General features: G+C 71.2%; 16 protein-coding genes. 8 read left to right on the top strand and 8 right to left on the bottom strand.

From position 1 onward, the window contains the following. Nucleotides 1-52: 52 nt before the first annotated feature. Nucleotides 53-706, top strand: a complete 654-nt coding sequence (locus G8A07_RS21110; RefSeq protein ID WP_195793925.1) for an amino acid ABC transporter permease — start codon at nucleotides 53-55, stop codon at nucleotides 704-706. Nucleotides 707-710: 4 nt separating this feature from the next. Here the strand turns inward: G8A07_RS21110 and G8A07_RS21105 are convergent, their stop codons facing one another. Beyond that, nucleotides 711-1,634, bottom strand: coding sequence for a LysR family transcriptional regulator (locus G8A07_RS21105; protein ID WP_195793924.1), 924 nt, complete (start codon nucleotides 1,632-1,634; stop codon nucleotides 711-713). Nucleotides 1,635-1,735: 101 nt separating this feature from the next. Between G8A07_RS21105 and G8A07_RS21100 the strand changes: the two genes are divergently transcribed. Further along, nucleotides 1,736-2,218, top strand: a complete 483-nt coding sequence (locus tag G8A07_RS21100; RefSeq protein ID WP_195793923.1) for a GNAT family N-acetyltransferase — start codon at nucleotides 1,736-1,738, stop codon at nucleotides 2,216-2,218. Here G8A07_RS21100 and G8A07_RS21095 read toward each other — a convergent pair. From G8A07_RS21095 to G8A07_RS21075, 5 genes are all read right to left on the bottom strand, one after another. Beyond that, the gene (locus G8A07_RS21095) at nucleotides 2,213-4,252 is read right to left on the bottom strand and encodes a DEAD/DEAH box helicase (protein ID WP_195793922.1); all 2,040 of its coding nucleotides are present in this window, start codon (nucleotides 4,250-4,252) and stop codon (nucleotides 2,213-2,215) included. The genes G8A07_RS21100 and G8A07_RS21095 overlap by 6 nt on opposite strands. 215 nt (nucleotides 4,253-4,467) lie before the next feature. Then, complete coding sequence (locus G8A07_RS21090) at nucleotides 4,468-5,448, bottom strand: tripartite tricarboxylate transporter substrate binding protein (protein ID WP_195793921.1); 981 nt, start codon at nucleotides 5,446-5,448, stop codon at nucleotides 4,468-4,470. Further along, a complete protein-coding gene (locus tag G8A07_RS21085; RefSeq protein ID WP_195793920.1) occupies nucleotides 5,445-6,974 on the bottom strand; it encodes a class I adenylate-forming enzyme family protein in 1,530 nt (509 codons plus the stop codon). The genes G8A07_RS21090 and G8A07_RS21085 overlap by 4 nt, the downstream gene beginning before the upstream one ends. 16 nt (nucleotides 6,975-6,990) lie before the next feature. After that, nucleotides 6,991-7,974: a tripartite tricarboxylate transporter substrate binding protein gene (locus G8A07_RS21080; protein WP_195793919.1), complete on the bottom strand. Its 984-nt coding sequence runs from the start codon at nucleotides 7,972-7,974 to the stop codon at nucleotides 6,991-6,993. Further along, nucleotides 7,971-9,656, bottom strand: coding sequence for a long-chain fatty acid--CoA ligase (locus G8A07_RS21075; protein WP_195793918.1), 1,686 nt, complete (start codon nucleotides 9,654-9,656; stop codon nucleotides 7,971-7,973). The genes G8A07_RS21080 and G8A07_RS21075 overlap by 4 nt, the downstream gene beginning before the upstream one ends. A gap of 193 nt (nucleotides 9,657-9,849) precedes the next feature. Between G8A07_RS21075 and G8A07_RS21070 the strand changes: the two genes are divergently transcribed. Further along, nucleotides 9,850-10,674, top strand: a complete 825-nt coding sequence (locus tag G8A07_RS21070) for an IclR family transcriptional regulator (protein WP_195793917.1) — start codon at nucleotides 9,850-9,852, stop codon at nucleotides 10,672-10,674. Here the strand turns inward: G8A07_RS21070 and G8A07_RS21065 are convergent, their stop codons facing one another. Continuing rightward, entirely contained in the window at nucleotides 10,675-13,551 is a 2,877-nt protein-coding gene (locus G8A07_RS21065) for a peroxidase family protein (RefSeq protein WP_213086182.1), read from the bottom strand. It lies immediately after the preceding gene. Nucleotides 13,552-13,608: 57 nt separating this feature from the next. Further along, nucleotides 13,609-14,601, bottom strand: coding sequence for a YafY family protein (locus G8A07_RS21060; protein ID WP_195793916.1), 993 nt, complete (start codon nucleotides 14,599-14,601; stop codon nucleotides 13,609-13,611). A gap of 91 nt (nucleotides 14,602-14,692) precedes the next feature. Between G8A07_RS21060 and G8A07_RS21055 the strand changes: the two genes are divergently transcribed. The 5 genes from G8A07_RS21055 to G8A07_RS21035 all read left to right on the top strand — a co-directional run bounded on the left by G8A07_RS21055 (nucleotide 14,693) and on the right by G8A07_RS21035 (nucleotide 18,503). Next, complete coding sequence (locus G8A07_RS21055) at nucleotides 14,693-15,373, top strand: NIPSNAP family protein (RefSeq protein WP_195793915.1); 681 nt, start codon at nucleotides 14,693-14,695, stop codon at nucleotides 15,371-15,373. Between the two features lie 40 nt (nucleotides 15,374-15,413). Beyond that, nucleotides 15,414-15,935: a hypothetical protein gene (locus G8A07_RS21050; protein ID WP_195793914.1), complete on the top strand. Its 522-nt coding sequence runs from the start codon at nucleotides 15,414-15,416 to the stop codon at nucleotides 15,933-15,935. A 154-nt stretch (nucleotides 15,936-16,089) separates the two neighbouring features. After that, nucleotides 16,090-16,311 (top strand): hypothetical protein, encoded by a 222-nt coding sequence (locus G8A07_RS21045; protein ID WP_195793913.1) that lies wholly within the window; start codon nucleotides 16,090-16,092, stop codon nucleotides 16,309-16,311. A gap of 386 nt (nucleotides 16,312-16,697) precedes the next feature. Next, nucleotides 16,698-17,168 carry an Lrp/AsnC family transcriptional regulator gene (locus G8A07_RS21040; protein ID WP_195797887.1) on the top strand — a complete coding sequence of 157 codons (471 nt, stop codon included), beginning with the start codon at nucleotides 16,698-16,700 and terminating at the stop codon, nucleotides 17,166-17,168. 138 nt (nucleotides 17,169-17,306) lie between these two features. Next, on the top strand, nucleotides 17,307-18,503 hold the full coding sequence (locus tag G8A07_RS21035; RefSeq protein WP_195793912.1) for a urate hydroxylase PuuD: 1,197 nt from the start codon (nucleotides 17,307-17,309) through the stop codon (nucleotides 18,501-18,503). The last annotated feature ends 325 nt before the right edge of the window (nucleotides 18,504-18,828 follow it).

Below are 18,828 nucleotides of genomic sequence, written 5' to 3'. Positions count from 1 at the left end.
GCGGTGTCGTTTCGGGACCGAGAAGTCCTCTCCACCACAGGGGATCTGCGCGATGGATCTGCAATCGCTGTTCGAGCTGGCCGCGCCGGTGATGCTGAAGGCCACCGGTCTGACCTTGCTGTTCGCGGTCTCGGCCATGGTGCTGGGGCTGGCGCTGGGCGCCTTCATCGCGCTGCTGCGCGTGCTGGCGGTGCCGGGTCTTGCCCAGGCCGCGGCCGTCTATGTCAGCGCCTTCCGCGGCACGCCGCTGCTGGTGCAGGTGTTCATCATCTACTACGGCCTGCCCAGCATCGGCATCGAGTTCGCGCCGATCACCGCCGGCATCCTGGCGCTGACCCTGAACGTTGCGGCCTATCTGTCGGAGAGCCTGCGCGGCGCGGTGGCCGGCATCGGCGACGGCCAGTGGATGGCGGGCAAGAGCCTGGGCATGACGCGGGTGCAGACCCTGGGCCACATCATCGCGCCGCAGGCCCTGCGCTCGGCCGTGCCCAGCCTCAGCAACAGCCTGATCAGCCTGATCAAGGACACCTCGCTGGTCTCGGTGATCGCGGTCACCGAGCTGATGCTGGCGACCAAGGAACTGATCTCCACCACCTTCCAGCCCTTTCCGCTCTACCTCGCCGCGGCCCTGGTCTATTGGGCGCTGAGCCTGGCCTTCGAGCAGCTGCAGAAGTTGCTGGAAAAGCGCCTGGCCTTCCCACACTGAGCGCTCAGCGCCGCTGCGGCGCCATCAGCCGGACGATGGTCTCGGCCATCCAGCGCTGCGCCGGGTCGCCGGCGCGGCCGGCGTGGAAATAGGCCTTCAGGGTGTAGTCGCTGGCCGCGAACGGGGCGGGGTAGAGGACCAGCGGCGCGATCTGCGCGATCAGCTCGGCGGCGAGCCGCGGCACGGTCATCAGCAGCTCGGTGCTGGCGACGATGAAGGGCGCGGCCAGCACCGAGGGCACATGCATCGCGACCCGGCGGCGATGCCCCAGCTGTTCCAGCTGATGGTCGATCGCGCCGCGGGGCTGGCCCCAGGGCGAGACCACCACATGGCGCGCCTCCAGGTATTTCTTCAGGCTCAGCCGGCCGCGGGCCGCCGCATGGGCCCGGGCGCCGATCACCACATAGCGGTCGCTGAACCAGTCCAGCTCGCGGATGCCGTCGCCGCCGGCATGGGGTTCGGCCTCGGTATAGCCCAGCGCGAAATCGATCTCGCCGGCCGCCAGCTCGCGCACCGGCACCTTCTGGCTGGCCTGCACGACTTGCAGCTGGATGTTGGGCGCCACCTCGGCCAGATGGGCGCCCAGGCGCGGCAGCAGCACCAGGGCGGTGTAGTCGGTGGCGGCGAACACGAAGCGGCGCTCGCTGCTGGCCGGCTCGAAGCGGCCCGGGCCGCTCAGGGTGTCGCCCAGCAGGCCCAGCGCCTGGCGGATGCCCGGCGCGATCCGCTCGGCCATCGCGGTCGGCAGCATGCTCGCGCCGCTGCGCAGGAACAGCTCGTCGCCCAGGGCCTGCCGCAGGCGCGCCAGCGCATGGCTGACCGCGGAGGGGCTGAGCGCCAGCATGCCGGCCGCGGCGGTCACCGAGCGCTCGCGGTACAGGGTGTCGAACAGCAGCAGCAGGTTCAGGTCGAGACGGCGCAGATCCATGATGCTGAAGATTGTGCATCCGGCGCTGAAAACAATGCACTTCCTGCAAGCGCGGGGCGCGGCTAGCATGCCGGCCGTTCCAGTTGTTCCTGCAGCACACCATGTCCCAGATTGCCATCCGCGCCGCCGGGCGCGACGACGCCCCGCTGATCCACCGCTTCATCCGCGAGCTGGCCGCCTACGAGCGCGCCGAACACCTGGTCGAGGCGGATGCCCAGGCCCTGGCGCTGAGCCTGTTCGCGCCCGATTCGCCGGCGCGCGCCGTAATCGGCGCGGTCGACGGCCGGCCCGCGGGCTTCGCGGTCTACTTCTTCAGCTATTCCACCTGGCAGGGCCGGCGCGGGCTGTATCTGGAGGACTTGTATGTCTCGCCCGAGCAGCGCGGCAGCGGCCTGGGCCGCGCGCTGCTGGCTCATCTGGCCGGCATCGCCGAGGCCTCGGGCTGCGGCCGTTTCGAGTGGAGCGTGCTGGACTGGAACGAGCCGGCGATCCGCTTCTACGAAAGCCTTGGCGCCGCGCCGCAGCGCGAATGGGTGCGCTACCGCCTGGCCAATGCCGCGATCGCTCGCGTGGCCGGGCTATGAGCCCGCCGGCTGGCGCGCCCGCTCGCGCCAGAAGGCGGTGTCGAACAGCTGGGTCGCGCCGCTGCGCTCGTTGATCAGCCAGAACTGGCTGCCGTCCGGGCTGAGCCGGCTGACCTCGCCGGTGTGGCGCCCGGCGCTGACGCGCCGGCCCAGCGCATTGGCCGGGAAGTCCGGCGCGCACGCCAACTCCAGCAGCGGCGTGGCCGCTCGCGCATCGCCGGCCAGGCGCAGGCGCTGCACGATCGGCGCGAGCAGCGGGTTGGCCGCATCGGCGGCCGAGAGGTAGACGATCAGCTTGGCCTGGGCGCGGCTCAGCGCCACATTGATCAGGCGCCGCGCCTCCTCGGTCTGCAAAAAGGGCTGGGCGCCGTCGGCCGGATCGAACAGCAGCACCGGCGCCTCGCTGCCCTGGGCGCGGTGCACGGTGCTGACCTTGACCGCCTCGTCGACGCCATGGGCGCGCAGGCGCTGGCGGATCAGCGCGCGCTGGGCGCGAAACGGCGTCAGCACGATCAGCTCGCGCGGCTGCCAGTCGCCGCCGGCCAGCGCGGCGGCCACGGTGCGGGCGATCGCCTCGGCCGACTCGCGCCGCACCGGCCCGCGCTCGGCGGCCGACCAGGCGCCGTCGCTGGCGACCCGCTGCACCTGCAGATGCACCTCGGCCGGGATCTCGCCGAAGGCGCGCCGGCGCGCGGCCAGCCAGCCGGCCGAGTCCCGCGCGTCGGCCGCGACGCGCAGCGCGCCCTCGTAGAACAGATCGCTGACCAGCTCGCCGATCGGCGCGGCCATGCGCGACTGCTCGTCCAGCAGGGTCACCGCCTCGCCCCGGCGCGGCATCTCGGCAAAGGCCGAGCGGCCCAGCCAGCGCCGCGCGGCCGGCTCGCTGCTGCGCAGCACCGGCGACAACTGTTGCGGGTCGCCGGCAAACAGACGCGCGCGGCCCAGCGGCATCAGCGCCAGCGCATGGGCCAGGCTGACCTGGCTGGCCTCGTCGAACACCAGCAGGTCGAAGGGCGGCTCCGCGCCGTCCACGCCGCCGGGTGCCAGCTCGCGCAGGGTCTTCAGGGTGAAGGCGGCGCGGGTGGTGGTCATGCTGGCGAGACGGCAGCGGCGCAGCACCTGCAGCGAGCTGGCGCGCAGCTCCTCGCGCAGCCCGGCGACGCGGTCCGCCCAGACCTTCAGCGCGCCGGCGTCGCGCGTGCCGGGTCGGGCGGCCTCGGCGCGCGCCAGGCGCGCGATCAGCTCGCCGTCGCCGCAGGGGATCAGGTGCTCGCGGCCGGCATAGGCCGCGGCATCGAAGCGCGTGCCCAGTCGCTGCACCGCGGCGCGAAGCGGCTCGCGCCGGCCGCGCTCCAGCGCCTTGTCGACCGCCAGCGTGGCCAGGTCGACCGCCTGGTTGGTGGTGGAGAGCAGCAGCACGCGGGCCTCGGGCCGGCGCTCCAGATATTCGGCCAGCAGCACGCCCAGGGTGGTGGTCTTGCCGGTGCCGGGCGGCCCCCAGAGAAAGGCGCTGCTGTGGCGCACCAGGCCCAGCGCCGCGCGCTGCGCCGGCCGCAGCCAGCGAAAGGGCGAGCCATCGAGCCGCGGCGCCGCGTCCGCATCGAGCGGCCGCGGCCGGCCCAGGTCGGGCAGGCAGGCCAGCGCGCGCTCGGCCCAGGCGCTGTCCCACCAGGCATCGGCCACCGCGTTCAGGAAGCGGGTCGGGTAGAGGCGGATCAGCTGCTCCGGCCCCGGCGGCGCGGTGCTGGCGTTCTGCAGCAGCAGCTGGTCGTCCTCCGGGATCACCGCCAGCACATGGGCACCGCCTTTGACCGGCGCGCCCCACCAGGCCGAGGCGCCGTCCAGGCTGTCGTCCAGCAGGGCCTGGGCCGAGGCCAGGCCGGGCCGCTGGCCCTCGGCATAGACATAGCCGGGCTCCAGCGTGACGCGCCACAGCGCGCCGTCGCGCTCGGCGCGCTGCACCTTGAAGTCGTAATACTCGGGCGTGGCCGCGAGCTCGGCGTTCAGCGCCGCCCGCAGGTCGGCGAGGCTCATGGCAGATCGCGCGGATGAATGGGGAAGAAGGGCGCGACTATAGCGACCCGGCCGCGACTCAGCCGTGGTGCAGGCAGCAGTGCGGCGCGCCATCGCCGGCATCGGGCGGGGCCAGTTGGCGCCACGGCGCGGTCAAGGGACGCCGGTGGCGTTTGCGCAGGCGCTTGAGCCTGGCGACCGAGTCATGGTCGCCGCAGTCGTTTCACAACGGCCTGCTAATCGGGTTTGACCTTTGCGGTGCGGATCACCTGCCCCCACTTCGCCGTCTCGGCCGCGATGAAGGCGCCGAACTCGGCCGGCGTGCCGCCGATCGGCACCGTGCCCATGGCCTCGAAGCGGGCGCGCAGGTCGGCGTCGCCGCGCACGAGGGCATCGACCTCGGCGGCGACGCGGCGGATAGCCTCGGCCGGCGTGCCGGCGGGAGCCAGGATGCCGGCCCAGGTGCTGCCGGTGAAGCCGGCGATGCCCTGCTCGATGAAGGTCGGCAGCTCGGGCAGCGCGGCCAGGCGCTTGTCGGCCGCGACGCCGATCAGCCGCACCTTGCCGCTGCGGCCCGGCGCGATCAGGCCGGAGGCGGCGTCCAGGAAGAGCTGGATCTGGCCGCCCATCAGATCGGTCAGCGCGGCCGCGGCGCCGCGGTAGGGGATGTGGACCATATAGCTGCCGGTCAGCGCCTTCAGCAGCTCGGTGCTGAGATGCGCGGCCGAGCCATTGCCGCTGGAGCCGAAGCTGATCTTGCCGGGATGGCGCCTGGCATAGGCGATCAGTTCGGCCGCGGTCTTGAAGGGCGCGTCGTTGTGGACCGCGGCGACCAGCGGCGACAGGCCGATCAGCGCGACCGGCGCGATGTCCTTGGCCGGGTCATAGGGCAGCTTGGGGTAGAGCGTGGTGTTGGCCGCATAGGCGGCGATCACGACCGCCATCGTGTAGCCGTCGGCCGGGGCCTTGGCCATCAGGTCGACGCCGATGATGCTGTTGGCGCCGGGCTTGTTGTCGACCAGCACCGGCTGGCCCAGGCGCTCCTGCAGCTTCTGCGCGACCAGGCGCGCGGTGACGTCGGTGAAGCCGCCGGGCGGGTAGGGCACGATCAGCTTGACCGGCCTGGCGGGCCAGGGAGCCTGGGCCCGAGCGGCGGGCAGGGCCAGCGCGCCGAGGACGGCGGCGGCGGTGAACTCGCGGCGGGTGGGCATGCTCATCGGGCGTTCTCCTGCTGGGTCTCTTGCTCGTGGCGTTCGCGCAGCTCGCGCTTGAGCACCTTGCCGATCGCGCTGCGCGGCAGCTCGTCCAGATAGCGCAGCTCGAGCAGGCGCTGGGTCTTGCCGACGCGCGCGTTCAGCCAGTCGCGCAGCTGCGCCGCCGTCGGCGCGCCGGTGCGTGCCACCACATAGGCCACCGGGCTCTCGCCCCAGGCGCTCGGCACGCCGATCACCGCCGCCTCGGCGACGGCCGGGTGATCGCGCAGCGCGGCCTCCAGGTCGCTCGGGTAGATGTTGAAGCCGCCCGAGATGATCATGTCCTTCTTGCGGTCGATCAGGGTCAGGAAGCCCTCGGCGTCGAAGCGGCCGATGTCGCCGGTGCGGATGAAGCGCTTGCCGTCCGGCGCGTACCACTCGGCCTCGCGGGTCAGCTCGGGCCGGCCGTGGTAGCCGTTCATCATCGCCGGCGAATGGCCGACCACCTCGCCGGCTTCTCCTGCGGGCAGCTCCCGGCCCTCGGCGTCGATCAGCCGGATGTCATGGCCGGGCTGCGGCCGGCCGACGGTGTGCAGCTTGTCGGGATGCTCATGCGCCTCCAGGATGCAGGTGCCGCCGCCCTCGGTCATGCCGTAGAACTCGATCAGCCCGCCGGGCCAGCGGCGCAAGACCTGGCCCTTCAGCGCCGCGGAGAAGGGCGCACTGGTGCAGAACTTGAGCCGGAAGGCCGAGAGATCATGCCGCCCGAAGTCCGAATGGTCCATCAGGCGCTGGTACTGCACCGGCACCAGCATCGTGTGGCTGATGCGCTCGGCCACGGCGCGCGCGAGGTAGGCCCCGGCCTCGAACCTGGCCATCAGGCTGACGCAGCCGCCATAGGCGATGCTGGGCATGAAGACGACCAGGGTGGTGTTCGAGTACAGCGGCGTGGCCAGCAGGGTGCGCGAGTCCGGCCCATAACCGTAGCGGGCGCCGCGCTGCACATGGGCCCAGCGCATGCCGTGCGACTGCACGATGCCCTTGGGCAGGCCGGTGGTGCCGGAGGAATAGATGATGTTGAACGGCGCCTCGGGCGCCAGCGCCACCGGCGCGGGCCGGTGGCCCGGCGGCGCCAGCCAGGCCTCCAGCTCGCGCTCGATGTGGACCGTCCGCAGGCCCGGCGGCGCCAGCGCCGCGGCGCCGTCGTCGACGAACAGCCAGCGCGCCTGCGCATCGCCCAGCATGCCGGCGAACACCACGGGCGTGACCGAGGTGGCCAGCGGCGCGACGGCGAGGCCGGCACGCAGCGCGCCGAGGAACAGCGCGGCCTGCCGCGGCGTGGCCGCGCCGGCCAGCGCGACGGCGTCGCCCGGGCGCAGGCCCTCGCGCTGCAGGGCCGCGGCGATGCGGTCCATCAGCGCGTCGAGCTGCGCATAGCTGAGCGTCTCGCTATCTACATCGCCGCGCAGGGCCGGCGCCTGCGGCCGCGCCGCCGCATGGGCGCGTACGCGCTCGGCGATCTGCTGGAAGCCCGCGTCGTCCTCTGCCATGCCGATCCGCCCTTTCTTACTTTGCCGCGAGGCCCAGGCGCTCGATCAGGGCCTTGTCCTTGGCATAGGTCTCGACCGCCCAGGCGCGGTAGTCGGCGCCGTTCTTGTACCAGGGCGACTGGTTCAGCTGGTCCAGCAGCTCCAGATGCTTGGGATCGTCCATCGCCTTCTTGAAGGCGTCGTGCAGGGCCGTCACCAGCGCCGGGTCCATGCCCTTGGGGCCGACCAGGCCGTAGGGCGAGGTGGAGACCACGCCGTAGCCCAGCTCCTTCGCGGTCGGCACCTGGGGCCAGCGCTTGGTGCGCTGCTCGCCGAAGGTGACCAGCAGGCGCATCTGCCCGCCGTCGACGAACTTGTCCCAGCCGCTGGCATCGCTCTGCGCCATCACATGGCCGCCCAGCAGCGCCTGCTGCAGGTCGGCATTGCCCTTGAAGGGCACATGGGTTAGCTGCACCTTGGCATGGCCGGCAAGTTCCTCCAGCAGCAGATGCGGGCTGGAGCCGGTGCCGGTGGAGCCGTAGTTGAGCTGGCCCGGGGTCTTGCGCGCGGCCTCGATGTAGTCGTTGAAGCTCTTGTAGGGCGAGTCGGCGCGCACCGTGAAGCCGAAGGTGTAGCCGGAGACGCCGATGATGAATGTGAAGTCGTTCAGCGGATGCCAGGGCGTCTTCTGCATATGCGGGATGCGCAGCATGCCCAGCGGGTACTGCGCGATCGTGTAGCCGTCGGGCTTGGCGGTCAGCGCCATCGCGCCCGGGCCCAGGGTGCCGCCGCCGCCCGGCTTGTTCTCGACGATGATGGGCTGGCCCAGATGCTTGGCCGCGATCTCGGAGAGGGCGCGCAGATGCCGGTCGGTCGAGCCGCCGGCCGGCCAGGGCACGATCAGGGTGATCGGTTTGCTCGGGAAGGGCTGCTGCGCTTGCGCCGGCAGGGCCGAACACAGCGCCGCGGACGCGGCCAGCAGCAGAAGCAGGCCGCGACGGCCGGGGCGGGTTGGGGTCATGGCTTGTCTCCCGGGTGGCTGTTGTCTCGTGCGGCGTCCTGCAGTTCGCGCCACATCACCTTGCCGCTGCCGGACTTGGGCAGGCCGGCGACGAACTCGATCTGGCGCGGGCTCTTGTAGGCGGCCATATGCGCGTGGCACCAGGCGATCAGCGCGGCCTCGTCCAACGGCGCCGCGCCGGGTTTCAGCACCACCAGGGCCTTGACCGTCTCGCCGCGCCGCGCGTCGGGCACACCGATCACGCAGGCCTCCAGCACCGCCGGATGGTGGTACATCAGCGCCTCCACCTCGGCCGGCCAGACCTTGTAGCCGGAGGCATTGATCATGCGCTTGAGCCGGTCGGTCATGAAGAAATAGCCGTCCTCGTCGACCCGCGCCATGTCGCCGGTGCGCAGGAAGCGCTTGCCGTCCAGCTCGACGAAGGCCTCGGCCGTGGCCTCGGGCGCGCGCCAGTAGCCCTGCATCAGCTGCGGGCCATGCACCAGGATCTCGCCGGCCTCGCCCGGCGGCAGCTCGGCCAGGGTGGCGGGGTCGACGATGCGGGCCTCGACGTCGAACACCGGCATGCCCAGGCATTGCGCCTTCGGGCGGTGCACCGGGTTGATATGGGTCGCGGCCATCGCCTCGCTCATGCCGTAGCCCTCGACATAGTCCAGCCCGGTCAGCGCCTTCAGCCGGGCGCAGACCGCCGCCGGCATCGCCGCGCCGCCGCCGCGCACGATCGCCAGGCTGGACAGGTCATGCGCGGCCAGCCGCGGGTTGGCCAGGAAGTCGATCATCATGGTCGAGATGCTCTGCCAGACGGTGACGCGGTGCCGCGCGATCAGGCGCGCCGCGAGCTCGCGGTCCCAGCGCGGCAGGATCACGATGGTCGCGCCGATGTAGAGCGGGCCGTTCATGCTGCCGGACATGCCGGTGACATGGAAGAAGGGCAGGGCCGCGAGGTAGACCGCGTCCTGCGTGCGGCCGAACCAGCAGATGCCGCCGACCAGGGTGCTCATCACGCTGGCATGGGTGTGCATGCAGCCCTTGGGCCGGCCGGTCGTGCCCGAGGTGTAGGGCATCACCGCCAGGTCCTCGGGTCCGGCTTGCATCGGCCCCGGCGCCTGGCCGGCGGCCAGCGCCTGGTCCCAGGCGCTGCAATGCGGCGGCAGCGCGGGCAGGCGCGGCGCGGCGACGAAGTCGGGCACCGATAGGTCCGGCGGCGGCTCACCCAGGTGGTCGCGATAGCAGGCCACCAACAGATGTTCCAGCGCGCCCTGGCCCAGCAGCGGCGCCAGCTCCGGCAGCAGGTCCTGCGCGACGATGGCCAGCCGCGCGCCGCTGTCCTCGACATAGTGGCGCAGCTCGGCGCCGCGGTTCATCGCATTGACCGGCACGACGACCGCATCGGCGCGCAGGATCGCGTAATAGGCCAGCAGCCATTGCGGGCTGTTCTGCATGAACAGCAGCACCCGCTCGCCGCGCTGCAGGCCGCGCGAGCGCTGCAGCCAGCCGGCCAGGGCCTCGGCCTCGCGCCGGAACTCGGCATAGGACAGGGCCCGGCCGTAGAACAGGGTGCAGGCCTTGTCCGGATAGCGGGCGGCCGAGACCTCGATGTTGTGGAACAGGTGCACCCGCGGCAGGCTCAGGTGCCGCGGCAGGCCCGGGGGCCAATGCTTGAAATGGGCAGCATCGGACATGGATCGGTCCGCCTTGTCTCCTGTATGGCCTCTGGCTCGTTTTCCGCAGATCGGAATTGAAGCCGGGCCGGGTTGAATCCAGTCTACGCAGTCGTGATGGCTTCTGTAAATGCGGATCAGGGATTGCGAGCATGGGCCGGCGGCAGGATTGTCGCGATTATTCCGATATGCGGAAAACATCGAGAGCTCGCTGATGGGCCGGCGGCGTGCGCAGGCGAGCGCGGACGCGGCGCTGGCGCCGCAGCAGGACCGGCGCTTCGTCGGCGCGCTGGCGCGCGGCCTGGCGCTGCTGCGCTGCTTCGGCGCGCAGGACCGCTGGCTGGCGCATCAGGAGCTGGCGCGCCGCAGCGGCCTGCCGCAGGCCACGGTGTCGCGCCTGGCCTTCACCCTGGTCAGCCTCGGCTATCTGCGGCACCGGCCGGAGCGCGGCGAATATGCGCTGGCGCCGGCGGTGCTGGCGCTGGGCTTCTCGGTGCTGACCAACTTCGAGATCGGCCGCATCGCGCGGCCCTGGATGGAGACGCTGGCGGAGCGCACCCAGTCGGCGATCTCGCTGGGCGTTCGGCACGAGGGGGCGATGGTCTATGTCGCGCATTGCCGCAGCACCGCGCGGCTGATCCTGGGCCTGGACGTGGGCACGCGGCTGCCGCTGGCCGAGACCGCGATGGGCCGCGCGCTTTGGTGCGCCTCGACCCCGGGGATGCGCGAGCTGATCGCCGCGCGGCTGCGGGCCGAGGACGCCGCGCGCTGGCCGCAGCGCCGCGTGGCGCTGGCGCGGGCCGAGATCGAGATGGCGGCGCGCGCCTATGTCAGCTCGGAGGCCGAATGGGAGAGCGAGATCGCGGCGATCGGCGTCGGCATCGACCTGGGCGATGGCCGCGAGCCGCTGGCGCTGACGGTGGGCGGCGCCGCCTCGCGGCTGCAGGGCCGGCTGCTGCACGAGGAGTTCGCACCGGCCCTGATCGAGACCGGCCGCGCGATCGTCGCGGCGATCCAGGCCGGCGACTGGAGCGATTGATCAGGGGCTTCTGAAGGCCGGGTCGTCCGCTGCGTCCGGCCGCGGTGCCCATTCCAGCGAATAAAAGCGCCCGCGCTCGCGCGCCCAGGGGTCGAAGGCGTTGACGACCTTGTCCAGCTCCGGCGCCAGCTCGGGCACGACGCGCTGCAGCACGCGCTTGAGCGGCGAGACCTCCATCGCATGACCGTTGGGCTCGCCGCGCTCCATCTTCTTGCCCTCGGGGCCGTTGTCGTTGACCCAGCGCACGCCCAGATGGCCGTAGAACTCGGGCCTGAAGCTGGAGGTGAAGAAGCGGTCGCTGAACAGGCGCCGCGAGGCGTTCAGGATGAAGACCTGGAACTGCGTCTCCGAGATCGCGAAGCCATGCGGATGCGCGAACTCGGAGAGCCAGCCGACCACGGTATCGATGTCCTCGACGTTGTCGACCAGGCTGCCGTCGAGGCGGCCCAGGCAGTCGTTGATCGGCGTGCCGTCCGGATTGCGCTGGGCGCGGGTGATCGGCTTGCTGGCGTCGCAGCGGTGCTGGCCGTAGACCTCGCGCAGCAGGCCCACCAGGCGCTGCTGCTCGGCGCGCTCCGCCGAGCCCTCGGGCAGGCGGCGGTCGACGAAATCGTCGAAGCTCGTCATCTGGCGCAGGCCGTACTGGCGGCGGAACTCGTTGAAGCGCGGCACGCCGCGCTCGCGGTCGCGGATCAGGTCCAGCGCCATCACATCGATCTTGCCGATGCCGGCCGGCGCGCGCGCCAGCGCCAGGTTCTGCAAGAACTGCGGCTGGTTCTGCAGGGTCAAGAGGCCCAGGCGCTGGCGGCCCATCGCCAGCGCCCAGTTGGCCAGGCCCGCCTCGCGCATCGCCGGCGCGGCCTTGGCGCGGAAGGTGTCGAGCACCGGCACCTTGGCCTTGATCGCGTTCGGCGCACGCCAGTCGCGCAGCTCGATCAGGTCCGGCACCAGCGAATGCAGGCGGTAGACGCTGACGAACTCCTCCGGGAAGTTGAAGGGCGAGCCGAAATGGTTGACGCCGCCGTTCACATGCTCGGGGTTGGCGAGGCTCCAGCGATCGGTCTTGCCGGGGTCGGGTCTTGCGTAGACCGGGTCGTCGCCATAGACCCGGTTGCCCAGGCCGAGGATGCCGGGCCCGGAGGCCAGCGCCGAGTACCACTGGGTGGCGCGCTTGGCGTCATCGCTCTTGCCGAAGCTGTTGACGACGATCTTCTCCAGCGCCGCGGCCACCAGCGGCTGGTTCGCGAACAGGCCGCCCCAGTTGGCATTCATGCCCAGGAACAGCGGCTCGCCGTAGAGCAGCTGCGGCGTCCATTCGATGGTGTGGATCTTGGCGATCTCGGCCGCCACCACCAGGCGCGCCATCTCGAACAGCTCGTCGGCCGATACCTCGCGGTAGCGGATCGGCGCCTCGGGCCGGGCCGGATCGCGCAGGCCCGAGTCGGCCTCGGGCGTGGCCGCCGCCTGCGCGCGGAAGGCCGCGACGAAGGCGTTGTGCTCGCGCGCGAACACATGGTGGTAGAAGCTCATGCCGATGCTCCAGTTGTCCGGGAAGGCCGTGGCCTCCTGGCCGGCCCATTGCGGCGCGATCGGATCGCCGGCGGCGAACAGCGGCAGATAACCCTGGGCCTCGCCGCGCTCGACCGGCATCAGCAGCCGGGCCGGATCGGCCGGGTCGCGCTTGACGCGCCGGCGCGAGCGCTCGTCATGGCCGTAGATCTGCGAGGCATCCCACCAGGCGGTTACATGGTTGCGCGTGGTGCGCGGCGCGCGCGCCAGGCGCTGCTGGCCGGCCCGGGTCATGAACTGGGGCGGTGTGTCGGTCTCGGCCATCAGCGCCGGGTCGATGCGGTCGGCGGGGCGGCAGCCGCTGGCCGGGTCGGCGCAGCCCACCGGCATCAGGCCTGGTGCATTGCGGCCCTCGTCCAGGTGCGAGAACCAGTCATGCGTCATGAACTGGATCCAGAAGGCCGCCAGCACATTGAAGAAGGGCGCTTTCTTGTAGTCGCATTGCGCCTCGACGCTGTGGCCGGGCAAGCCCTGACCCTCGCGGCACAGCTCGGGCCGGCTCTGCGCGCGGGTGAAGAGCTTGCGGCTGATCAGCTGCGGGTCGGGCTGCAGCAGAGCCAGCCGGCCGCCATGGCGGTTGCGCGCCAGCTCGTCCAGGCCGAGGTCGGGGAAGGTCGATTCGAACTCGACATTGCGCGCGAAGGGCGTGCCGATCGCGCCCATCAGCGGGTTGCGGATGTCGTTGCAGATGCCGGTCAGGGTGCGGGCGCGGATCAGCGCGCCGCGGCACAGCTGCTCGCCGGCGCCGCCCACCGCGGCGAAGTCCGGCGCGGCCGCCGGCAGGCGCATCTCGGGCCAGGTCTTCAGCGCCGGGCCGTCGATGCGGCGCCCCTCGGGGCCGTCTCGGCCCAGGGTGTAGGCGGGGAAGGTGCCGGTGTTGTCGAACAGGTTGAACTTGATCAGCTCCATGCGCTGGTACTCGAGGTCCAGCAGCGCGCCGTCGATGCCGCGGCCGTTGCGCGACAGGTGCAGGCCGATGCGCTCGGTGCCGGGCGCGAGGCTGCTGGCGTCGCCGGTGGCCCAGTAGTTGGCCCAGTCGACGTACGGCGCGCCGCGCTGCGCCACCGCCTTGTCGCCGCCGCGGCAGCGCGCCACGTCCTCGGCCACCTTGCCGAGGAAGCGCTCGTCGCGCTCCAGCGCCAGCGGCCGGAAGCCGCGCGCCAGCATCGCGGCGCAGGAGGCCAGCTCGCCCTGCGGCGCCTGCGCGTCATGCGCTGGCGGCGGGCTGACGCAGGCGCCCAGCCCGAGCAGCAGCGGGGAGCAGAGCAGGGCGAGGCGACGGATCGCGGCTTGGCGGCGGCATGGCATGGCTTGACCCTCCTGATGGCGCGCCATTGGAGCCGCGGGGCCGCCGGCTTGCCATCCCTATGGCGTAGGACTCGGGCCGCTCCGGTACAGCGCGGCCGCGCGCCGCAGCAGCGCCGCGACCGCCTCGCGCAGCGCCGGCGGTGCCAGCACCTCGGTCTCGGCCTCCAGGCGCAGCAGCTGGCCGGCCGCATGCTCGATGCTCTCGATCGGGATCTCGACCCGCAGCCAGCCGGCTCGCTCGGCGTCGGGCCGCTGGCTGGCGCGCGCCGCCGCGTCGGCCGCGCGGCCCAGATGGGCCATCAGCTTCAGGCCGCGCGGCGTCAGCGCCAGCTCGGCCCGGCCGCGCTGCAGCCCGGCCTCGAAGCGCGCGGTGGCCAGGCGCCACCAGGCGGCCAGGTCGAACTCGCGCGGCCGCTCGAAGCCGCCGTCCAGCGGCTGCAGCGCCAGCATGCTCTGCAGCGCGTAGATGCGTGGCTCCTCGGCACCGACGGCGCGCGCCACCAGATACCAGGCGCCGGCCTTCAGCACCAGGCCCAGCGGCTCCAGCTCGCGCTCCACCACGCCCTTCCAGCTGTCGTAGCGCATCCAGAGCCGGCGCGCCTGCCAGACCGCGCCGGCGATCGCGGCCAGATGCTGGGCCGCCGGCGATGCGCGGTACCAGTCCACCGGGTCCAGATGGAAGCGCGCGCCGACCCGCTGCGCATCGTCCTGCCAGCCCTGGGGCAGCGCGGCCAGCAGCTTCAGCCGCGCCGAGGCCAGCGCCTCGCCCAGGCCCAGCTCGGCGGCGGGGCCTGGCAGGCCGACCAGGAACACCGCCTGGGCCTCGGGCACGGTCAGGCCGTCGAGCTTGGTGCGCCAGCCCTCGCGCAGCTGGAAGCCGCCATGCCTGCCGGCTTCGGCCCAGATCGGCACGCCGGCCGCGCTGAGCCGGTCCACATCGCGGTAGACGGTGCGCACCGAGACCTCCAGCGCCTCGGCCAGGGCCTGGGCGCTGAGGCGGCCGCGGTCCTGCAGCAGCATCAGGATCGAGAGCAGTCGGCTGGCTTGCATCGTGATTGCAGTGTCGCGATCAACGCTGACAGCCCTTGTCAGCATTCGACGCGCAGCATCGCGGCATTCATTCATCCCCATGGAGTTGCCGATGAGTTTGTCGATCGACGAGGCCGGCGCGGTGCTTGAGCTGCGCCGCTACACCCTGCACCCCGGGCGGCGCGAGGCGCTGATCGCGCTGTTCGAGCGCGAGTTCGTGCACACCCAGCAGGCCTGCGGCATCCGGCTGCCGGGCCAGTTCCGCGACCTGGACCGGCCGGACCAGTTCGTCTGGCTGCGCGGCTTCGAGGACCTGGCCGACCGGCCGCGGGCCCTGGGCGATTTCTATGGCGGGCCGGCCTGGCACGCCTTCCGCGACGAGGCCAACGCAACCATGCTGGATTCGGACGATGTGCTGCTGCTGCGCCCGCTGCCTGGGCCGACCGGTGGGCGAGCGGCCCCGGCCGGGCCGCAGGGGCTGATCGTCGCTGGCGTCTGCGCGCTCGCGACGCCGGACGATCCGGCCCTGCTGGCGGCCTTCGAGGCCGAGGTGCTGCCGCTGCTGGCGGACCAGGGCGCCAGCCTGCTGGGCCGCTGGCTGGGCGATCCGGCGCGGCTGCTGAACAACTTCCCGCGCCTGCCGGTGCGCGCGGACGGGCCGGTGTTCGTCTGGCTCTCGCAGCACCCGGCGGGCCTGCAGGACGAGGCGCGGCTGCGCGCGGCGCTGGCGGGTGCCCGCTCGCTGCTGCTGTCGCGCCTGCGGCCGACCGCGGGCTCGGCCCTGCAGCTCTGAACCCCTCCCATCCCTGAACCGCAAGAAAGGCCAGCACACCATGTCGCAAGAATCCCCCGAGCCCGGCGCGCGCTTCGTCGGCCGCCCCGGCGATTTCGATTTCCTGGTCGGCGCGCCCTGGCGGGTGCGCAACCGCCGCCTGCGCCGCGGGGCGGACGGGCGCGAGCATTGGGTCGAGTTCGAGGCCCTCACCGAGGCCTGGAGCCATCTCGGCGGCCAGGTCAGCATCGACGAGATCCGCTTCGAGAGCGAGGGCTTCTCCGGCTGCACCGTGCGCAGCCTGAATCTGCAGACGCGGCAATGGGCGATCTACTGGATCAACAGCCGCCATGGCGGGCTGTTCCCGCCGGTGTTCGGCGGCTGGGACGGCGAACGCGGCGAGTTCTATGGCGAGGACGAAGACGAGCAGGGCCGGCCGGTGCGGGTGCGCTTTCTCTGGGAGCGCCTGGGGCCGGGTTGCGCGCGTTGGACCCAGGCCTTCGCGCTGCTCGCCGGCGCACCGGGCTGGGTGGACAACTGGGTGATGGAGTTCGAGCGTCTGCCGGGCGCCGGGCGGGGCTGAGGGTGGATTGCCTACGGGGGCGCCGCCCTTGTAGGACTTTTCCACCCCAGGCATGGAATCCAGCCGACACAGGGTCTGGCGCTGGGCTTATGGCGGGCGGGCGTGCCAGCGCCGAAAGTTGACTCATACAAGGCATTCATGGGAGTCAGCCATCATGCATACCGCCCAGACCTCCGACGGCCCCTTGCCGGCCCTGTCCGCCTTCGAGATCCGCTTCGATTCGCTGTTCCATGCCGGCCAGGCCCTGGCCTTCCCCTGTGACGCCAAGGGCCATGTCGACCTCGACACGCTGCCCGAGCGGGCCCGCAACAACTACCTCTTTGCCCGCGCGATGGTGGGCCGGGACTTCCTGGCGCCGCGGGTGCACGGCGCCTGAGCCTGAGGGCCGCGCGATGCGTCCCCAAGCCAAGCCCAAGCAGCTCAAGCGGCAACGCCAGCGCGACCTGCTGCAGCCCCCGCCACCGCTGTTCCCGCAGCGCGAGGAGCCGGTGTTCTTCAAGCCGCTGGGCTAACCCCACAAAAGCGAAACCCCAAGGCACGTCGATCAGTGCGCTTGGGGTTTTTATGCCGTCATGTCTGCAGGGCCGCTCTTCTGGAGCGGCGCTGGACATGGTGCCTCGGCTGGTGGCCTGTGGCGTGGGTCCGTGGTTCGTCCGTGCAAGCAGTGTAGAAAGAAGGGTGCGGCAGCGGATTGCGTTTTTGCCTTTGTTTGAGTTGTTTGAGCAATAATCTGCCACTGATTGATTGATTGTTGGTGTTGTGATGGTTTGGGATAAGTTCGACAAGCATATTCTGGAAGTGTTGCAGAAGGATGGGCGCATCGCCAACCAGGAGCTGGCCGAGCGCATCGGCCTGTCGCCCTCGCCCTGCCTGCGGCGGGTGCGGGCGCTGGAGGAGGCCGGGCTGATCAGCGGCTACCGCGCCAGCGTCGACGCGAAGAAGCTGGGCCTGACGCTGACCGCCCTGGTCCATATCTCGATGGATGTGCACACGCCGGAGCGCTTCGCCGCCTTCGAGGCCGCGGTGGGCCTGCTGCCCGAGGTGCTGGAATGCCTCCTGATCACCGGGCAGGAGGCGGACTACCAGCTGAAGGTCGCGGTGCGCGACATGGACCATTACCAGGCCCTGCTGCTCGGCCACCTGACCCGCATTCCCGGCGTGTCGGGCGTGCACAGCAGCTTCGTGCTGCGCAATGTGCTGAAGGACGCGATCGTGCCGGTGGGGCTGGCCTGATGAGCGCCGGCGCGGCGGGAAACTGTATACACTCCTGTCCACAAAGTCGCCGCGGCGCCCGGTTCCAACCGAACAAGCGCGACCTGTTCGCCGGTCTACAGCGCCCGCAGTGGTAGCCGGCCCATTCGTGCTCAAGGTATGGAACCAAGCTATCTGCTCGACTGGGCCAATCTGCTGCTGCGCTGGCTGCATGTGATCGTGGCCATCGCCTGGATCGGCGCCTCCTTCTACTTCGTCTGGCTCGACAACCATCTGCTCAAGCCCGAGGCCCAGGACCTGAAGGCCAAGGGCGTGGACGGCGAACTCTGGGCCGTGCATGGCGGTGGCTTCTACAACCCGCAGAAGTACATGGTGGCGCCGCCGAACCTGCCGCAGCACCTGCACTGGTTCTACTGGGAGAGCTACTGGACCTGGATGAGCGGCTTCGCGCTGTTCATCGTGCTCTATCTCTTCAATGCCGAGAGCTTCCTGATCGACCGCCAGGTCCATGCCTGGGCCGCGCCCTGGCAGGCGATCGCCGCCTCGCTCGGCTTCCTCGCCGCCGGCTGGCTGGTCTACGACCAGATCTGCCGCCGCTTCGGCCACACCAAGGACGGCAGCATCGGCAACGACGGCCGGGTGCTCGGCCTGATCGCGCTGTTCATCGTCGCGGCGAGCTGGGCCGCCTGCCAGCTGTTCGCCGGCCGCGCCGCCTTCCTGATCATCGGCGCGATGATCGCGACGATGATGAGCGCAAACGTGTTCTTCTGGATCATCCCGGGCCAGAAGCAGGTGATCGCCGACATGCGCGCGGGTCGGCCGGTGAATCCGGTGTTCGGCCAGCGCGGCAAGCAGCGCAGCGTCCACAACACCTACTTCACCCTGCCGGTGCTGATCGCGATGCTCAGCAACCATTACGGCATGCTCTACGCGTATGCGCACAACTGGCTGGTGCTGGTGATCATGATGGCGGTGGGCGTGCTGGTGCGGACCTGGTTCGTCAAGCGCCACAAGGGCGTCAATGCCTGGCCCCTGATCGCCGCGGCGCTGGCGCTGCTGGCCGGCCTGATCGTCTGGCTGGCGCCCGCGCCGAGGCCGCCCGTCGCCGTGGCAGCGCCGGCGCCGACCCTGGCCCAGGTGCAGGCGGTGATCGAGCAGCGCTGCGCGATGTGCCACAACGCCCAACTGGCGCAAAAGGGCATGGCCCTGCACACGCCCGCGCTGATCGAGCAGCATGCGCAGGCCGTCTACCAGCAGGCGGTCGTGCTGAAGACCATGCCGCTGAACAATGCGACCCAGATCACCGACGCGGAGCGCGCGCTGCTGGGGCGCTGGTTCGAGGCGCGGCGGCCGTAGGCTGAATCGACGCCCACAACATTTCGTGCCAGCCGATCTGCGCAGAGATGGCTGAGCGTTGCCCCTTCATCAAGACTTCTTCGCAGACCACAGCGGGGGCGGGTCTGCACCGCGCGGTCGTCGAGGTCGACAAGCCTGACCTGGCCGACTGCGGAATCGGCTTGGAGCGATCACCCAGCAGAGCCCGTCTTTACGCTTTCTTGATACCGCCTCCCCGAGCTTCTACGCGGTTCTGAGGCCGCCCTTTCTAAGCTGCTCGCATCTCAACTGAGCGTGAGCAAGAACAATGGATTGGGTATTTCTGGGCCTGAGTCTGGCGCTGTTC

This window comes from Roseateles sp. DAIF2, from assembly GCF_015624425.1.
Lineage (GTDB): Bacteria > Pseudomonadota > Gammaproteobacteria > Burkholderiales > Burkholderiaceae_C > Kinneretia.
Note: the sequence above shows the minus strand (reverse complement) of the source record. Positions and strands in the feature narration are given on the sequence as shown.

Coding starts and splice junctions, on each gene's coding strand:
- G8A07_RS21050 (WP_195793914.1), top strand. CDS start 15,414: ATGTCGCAAGAATCCCCCGAGCCCGGCGCGCGCTTCGTCGGCCGCCCC.
- G8A07_RS21040 (WP_195797887.1), top strand. CDS start 16,698: ATGGTTTGGGATAAGTTCGACAAGCATATTCTGGAAGTGTTGCAGAAG.
- G8A07_RS21060 (WP_195793916.1), bottom strand. CDS start 14,601: ATGCAAGCCAGCCGACTGCTCTCGATCCTGATGCTGCTGCAGGACCGC.
- G8A07_RS21065 (WP_213086182.1), bottom strand. CDS start 13,551: ATGCCATGCCGCCGCCAAGCCGCGATCCGTCGCCTCGCCCTGCTCTGC.
- G8A07_RS21035 (WP_195793912.1), top strand. CDS start 17,307: ATGGAACCAAGCTATCTGCTCGACTGGGCCAATCTGCTGCTGCGCTGG.
- G8A07_RS21070 (WP_195793917.1), top strand. CDS start 9,850: ATGGGCCGGCGGCGTGCGCAGGCGAGCGCGGACGCGGCGCTGGCGCCG.
- G8A07_RS21080 (WP_195793919.1), bottom strand. CDS start 7,974: ATGACCCCAACCCGCCCCGGCCGTCGCGGCCTGCTTCTGCTGCTGGCC.
- G8A07_RS21105 (WP_195793924.1), bottom strand. CDS start 1,634: ATGGATCTGCGCCGTCTCGACCTGAACCTGCTGCTGCTGTTCGACACC.
- G8A07_RS21110 (WP_195793925.1), top strand. CDS start 53: ATGGATCTGCAATCGCTGTTCGAGCTGGCCGCGCCGGTGATGCTGAAG.
- G8A07_RS21085 (WP_195793920.1), bottom strand. CDS start 6,974: ATGGCAGAGGACGACGCGGGCTTCCAGCAGATCGCCGAGCGCGTACGC.
- G8A07_RS21090 (WP_195793921.1), bottom strand. CDS start 5,448: ATGAGCATGCCCACCCGCCGCGAGTTCACCGCCGCCGCCGTCCTCGGC.
- G8A07_RS21100 (WP_195793923.1), top strand. CDS start 1,736: ATGTCCCAGATTGCCATCCGCGCCGCCGGGCGCGACGACGCCCCGCTG.
- G8A07_RS21075 (WP_195793918.1), bottom strand. CDS start 9,656: ATGTCCGATGCTGCCCATTTCAAGCATTGGCCCCCGGGCCTGCCGCGG.
- G8A07_RS21095 (WP_195793922.1), bottom strand. CDS start 4,252: ATGAGCCTCGCCGACCTGCGGGCGGCGCTGAACGCCGAGCTCGCGGCC.
- G8A07_RS21055 (WP_195793915.1), top strand. CDS start 14,693: ATGAGTTTGTCGATCGACGAGGCCGGCGCGGTGCTTGAGCTGCGCCGC.
- G8A07_RS21045 (WP_195793913.1), top strand. CDS start 16,090: ATGCATACCGCCCAGACCTCCGACGGCCCCTTGCCGGCCCTGTCCGCC.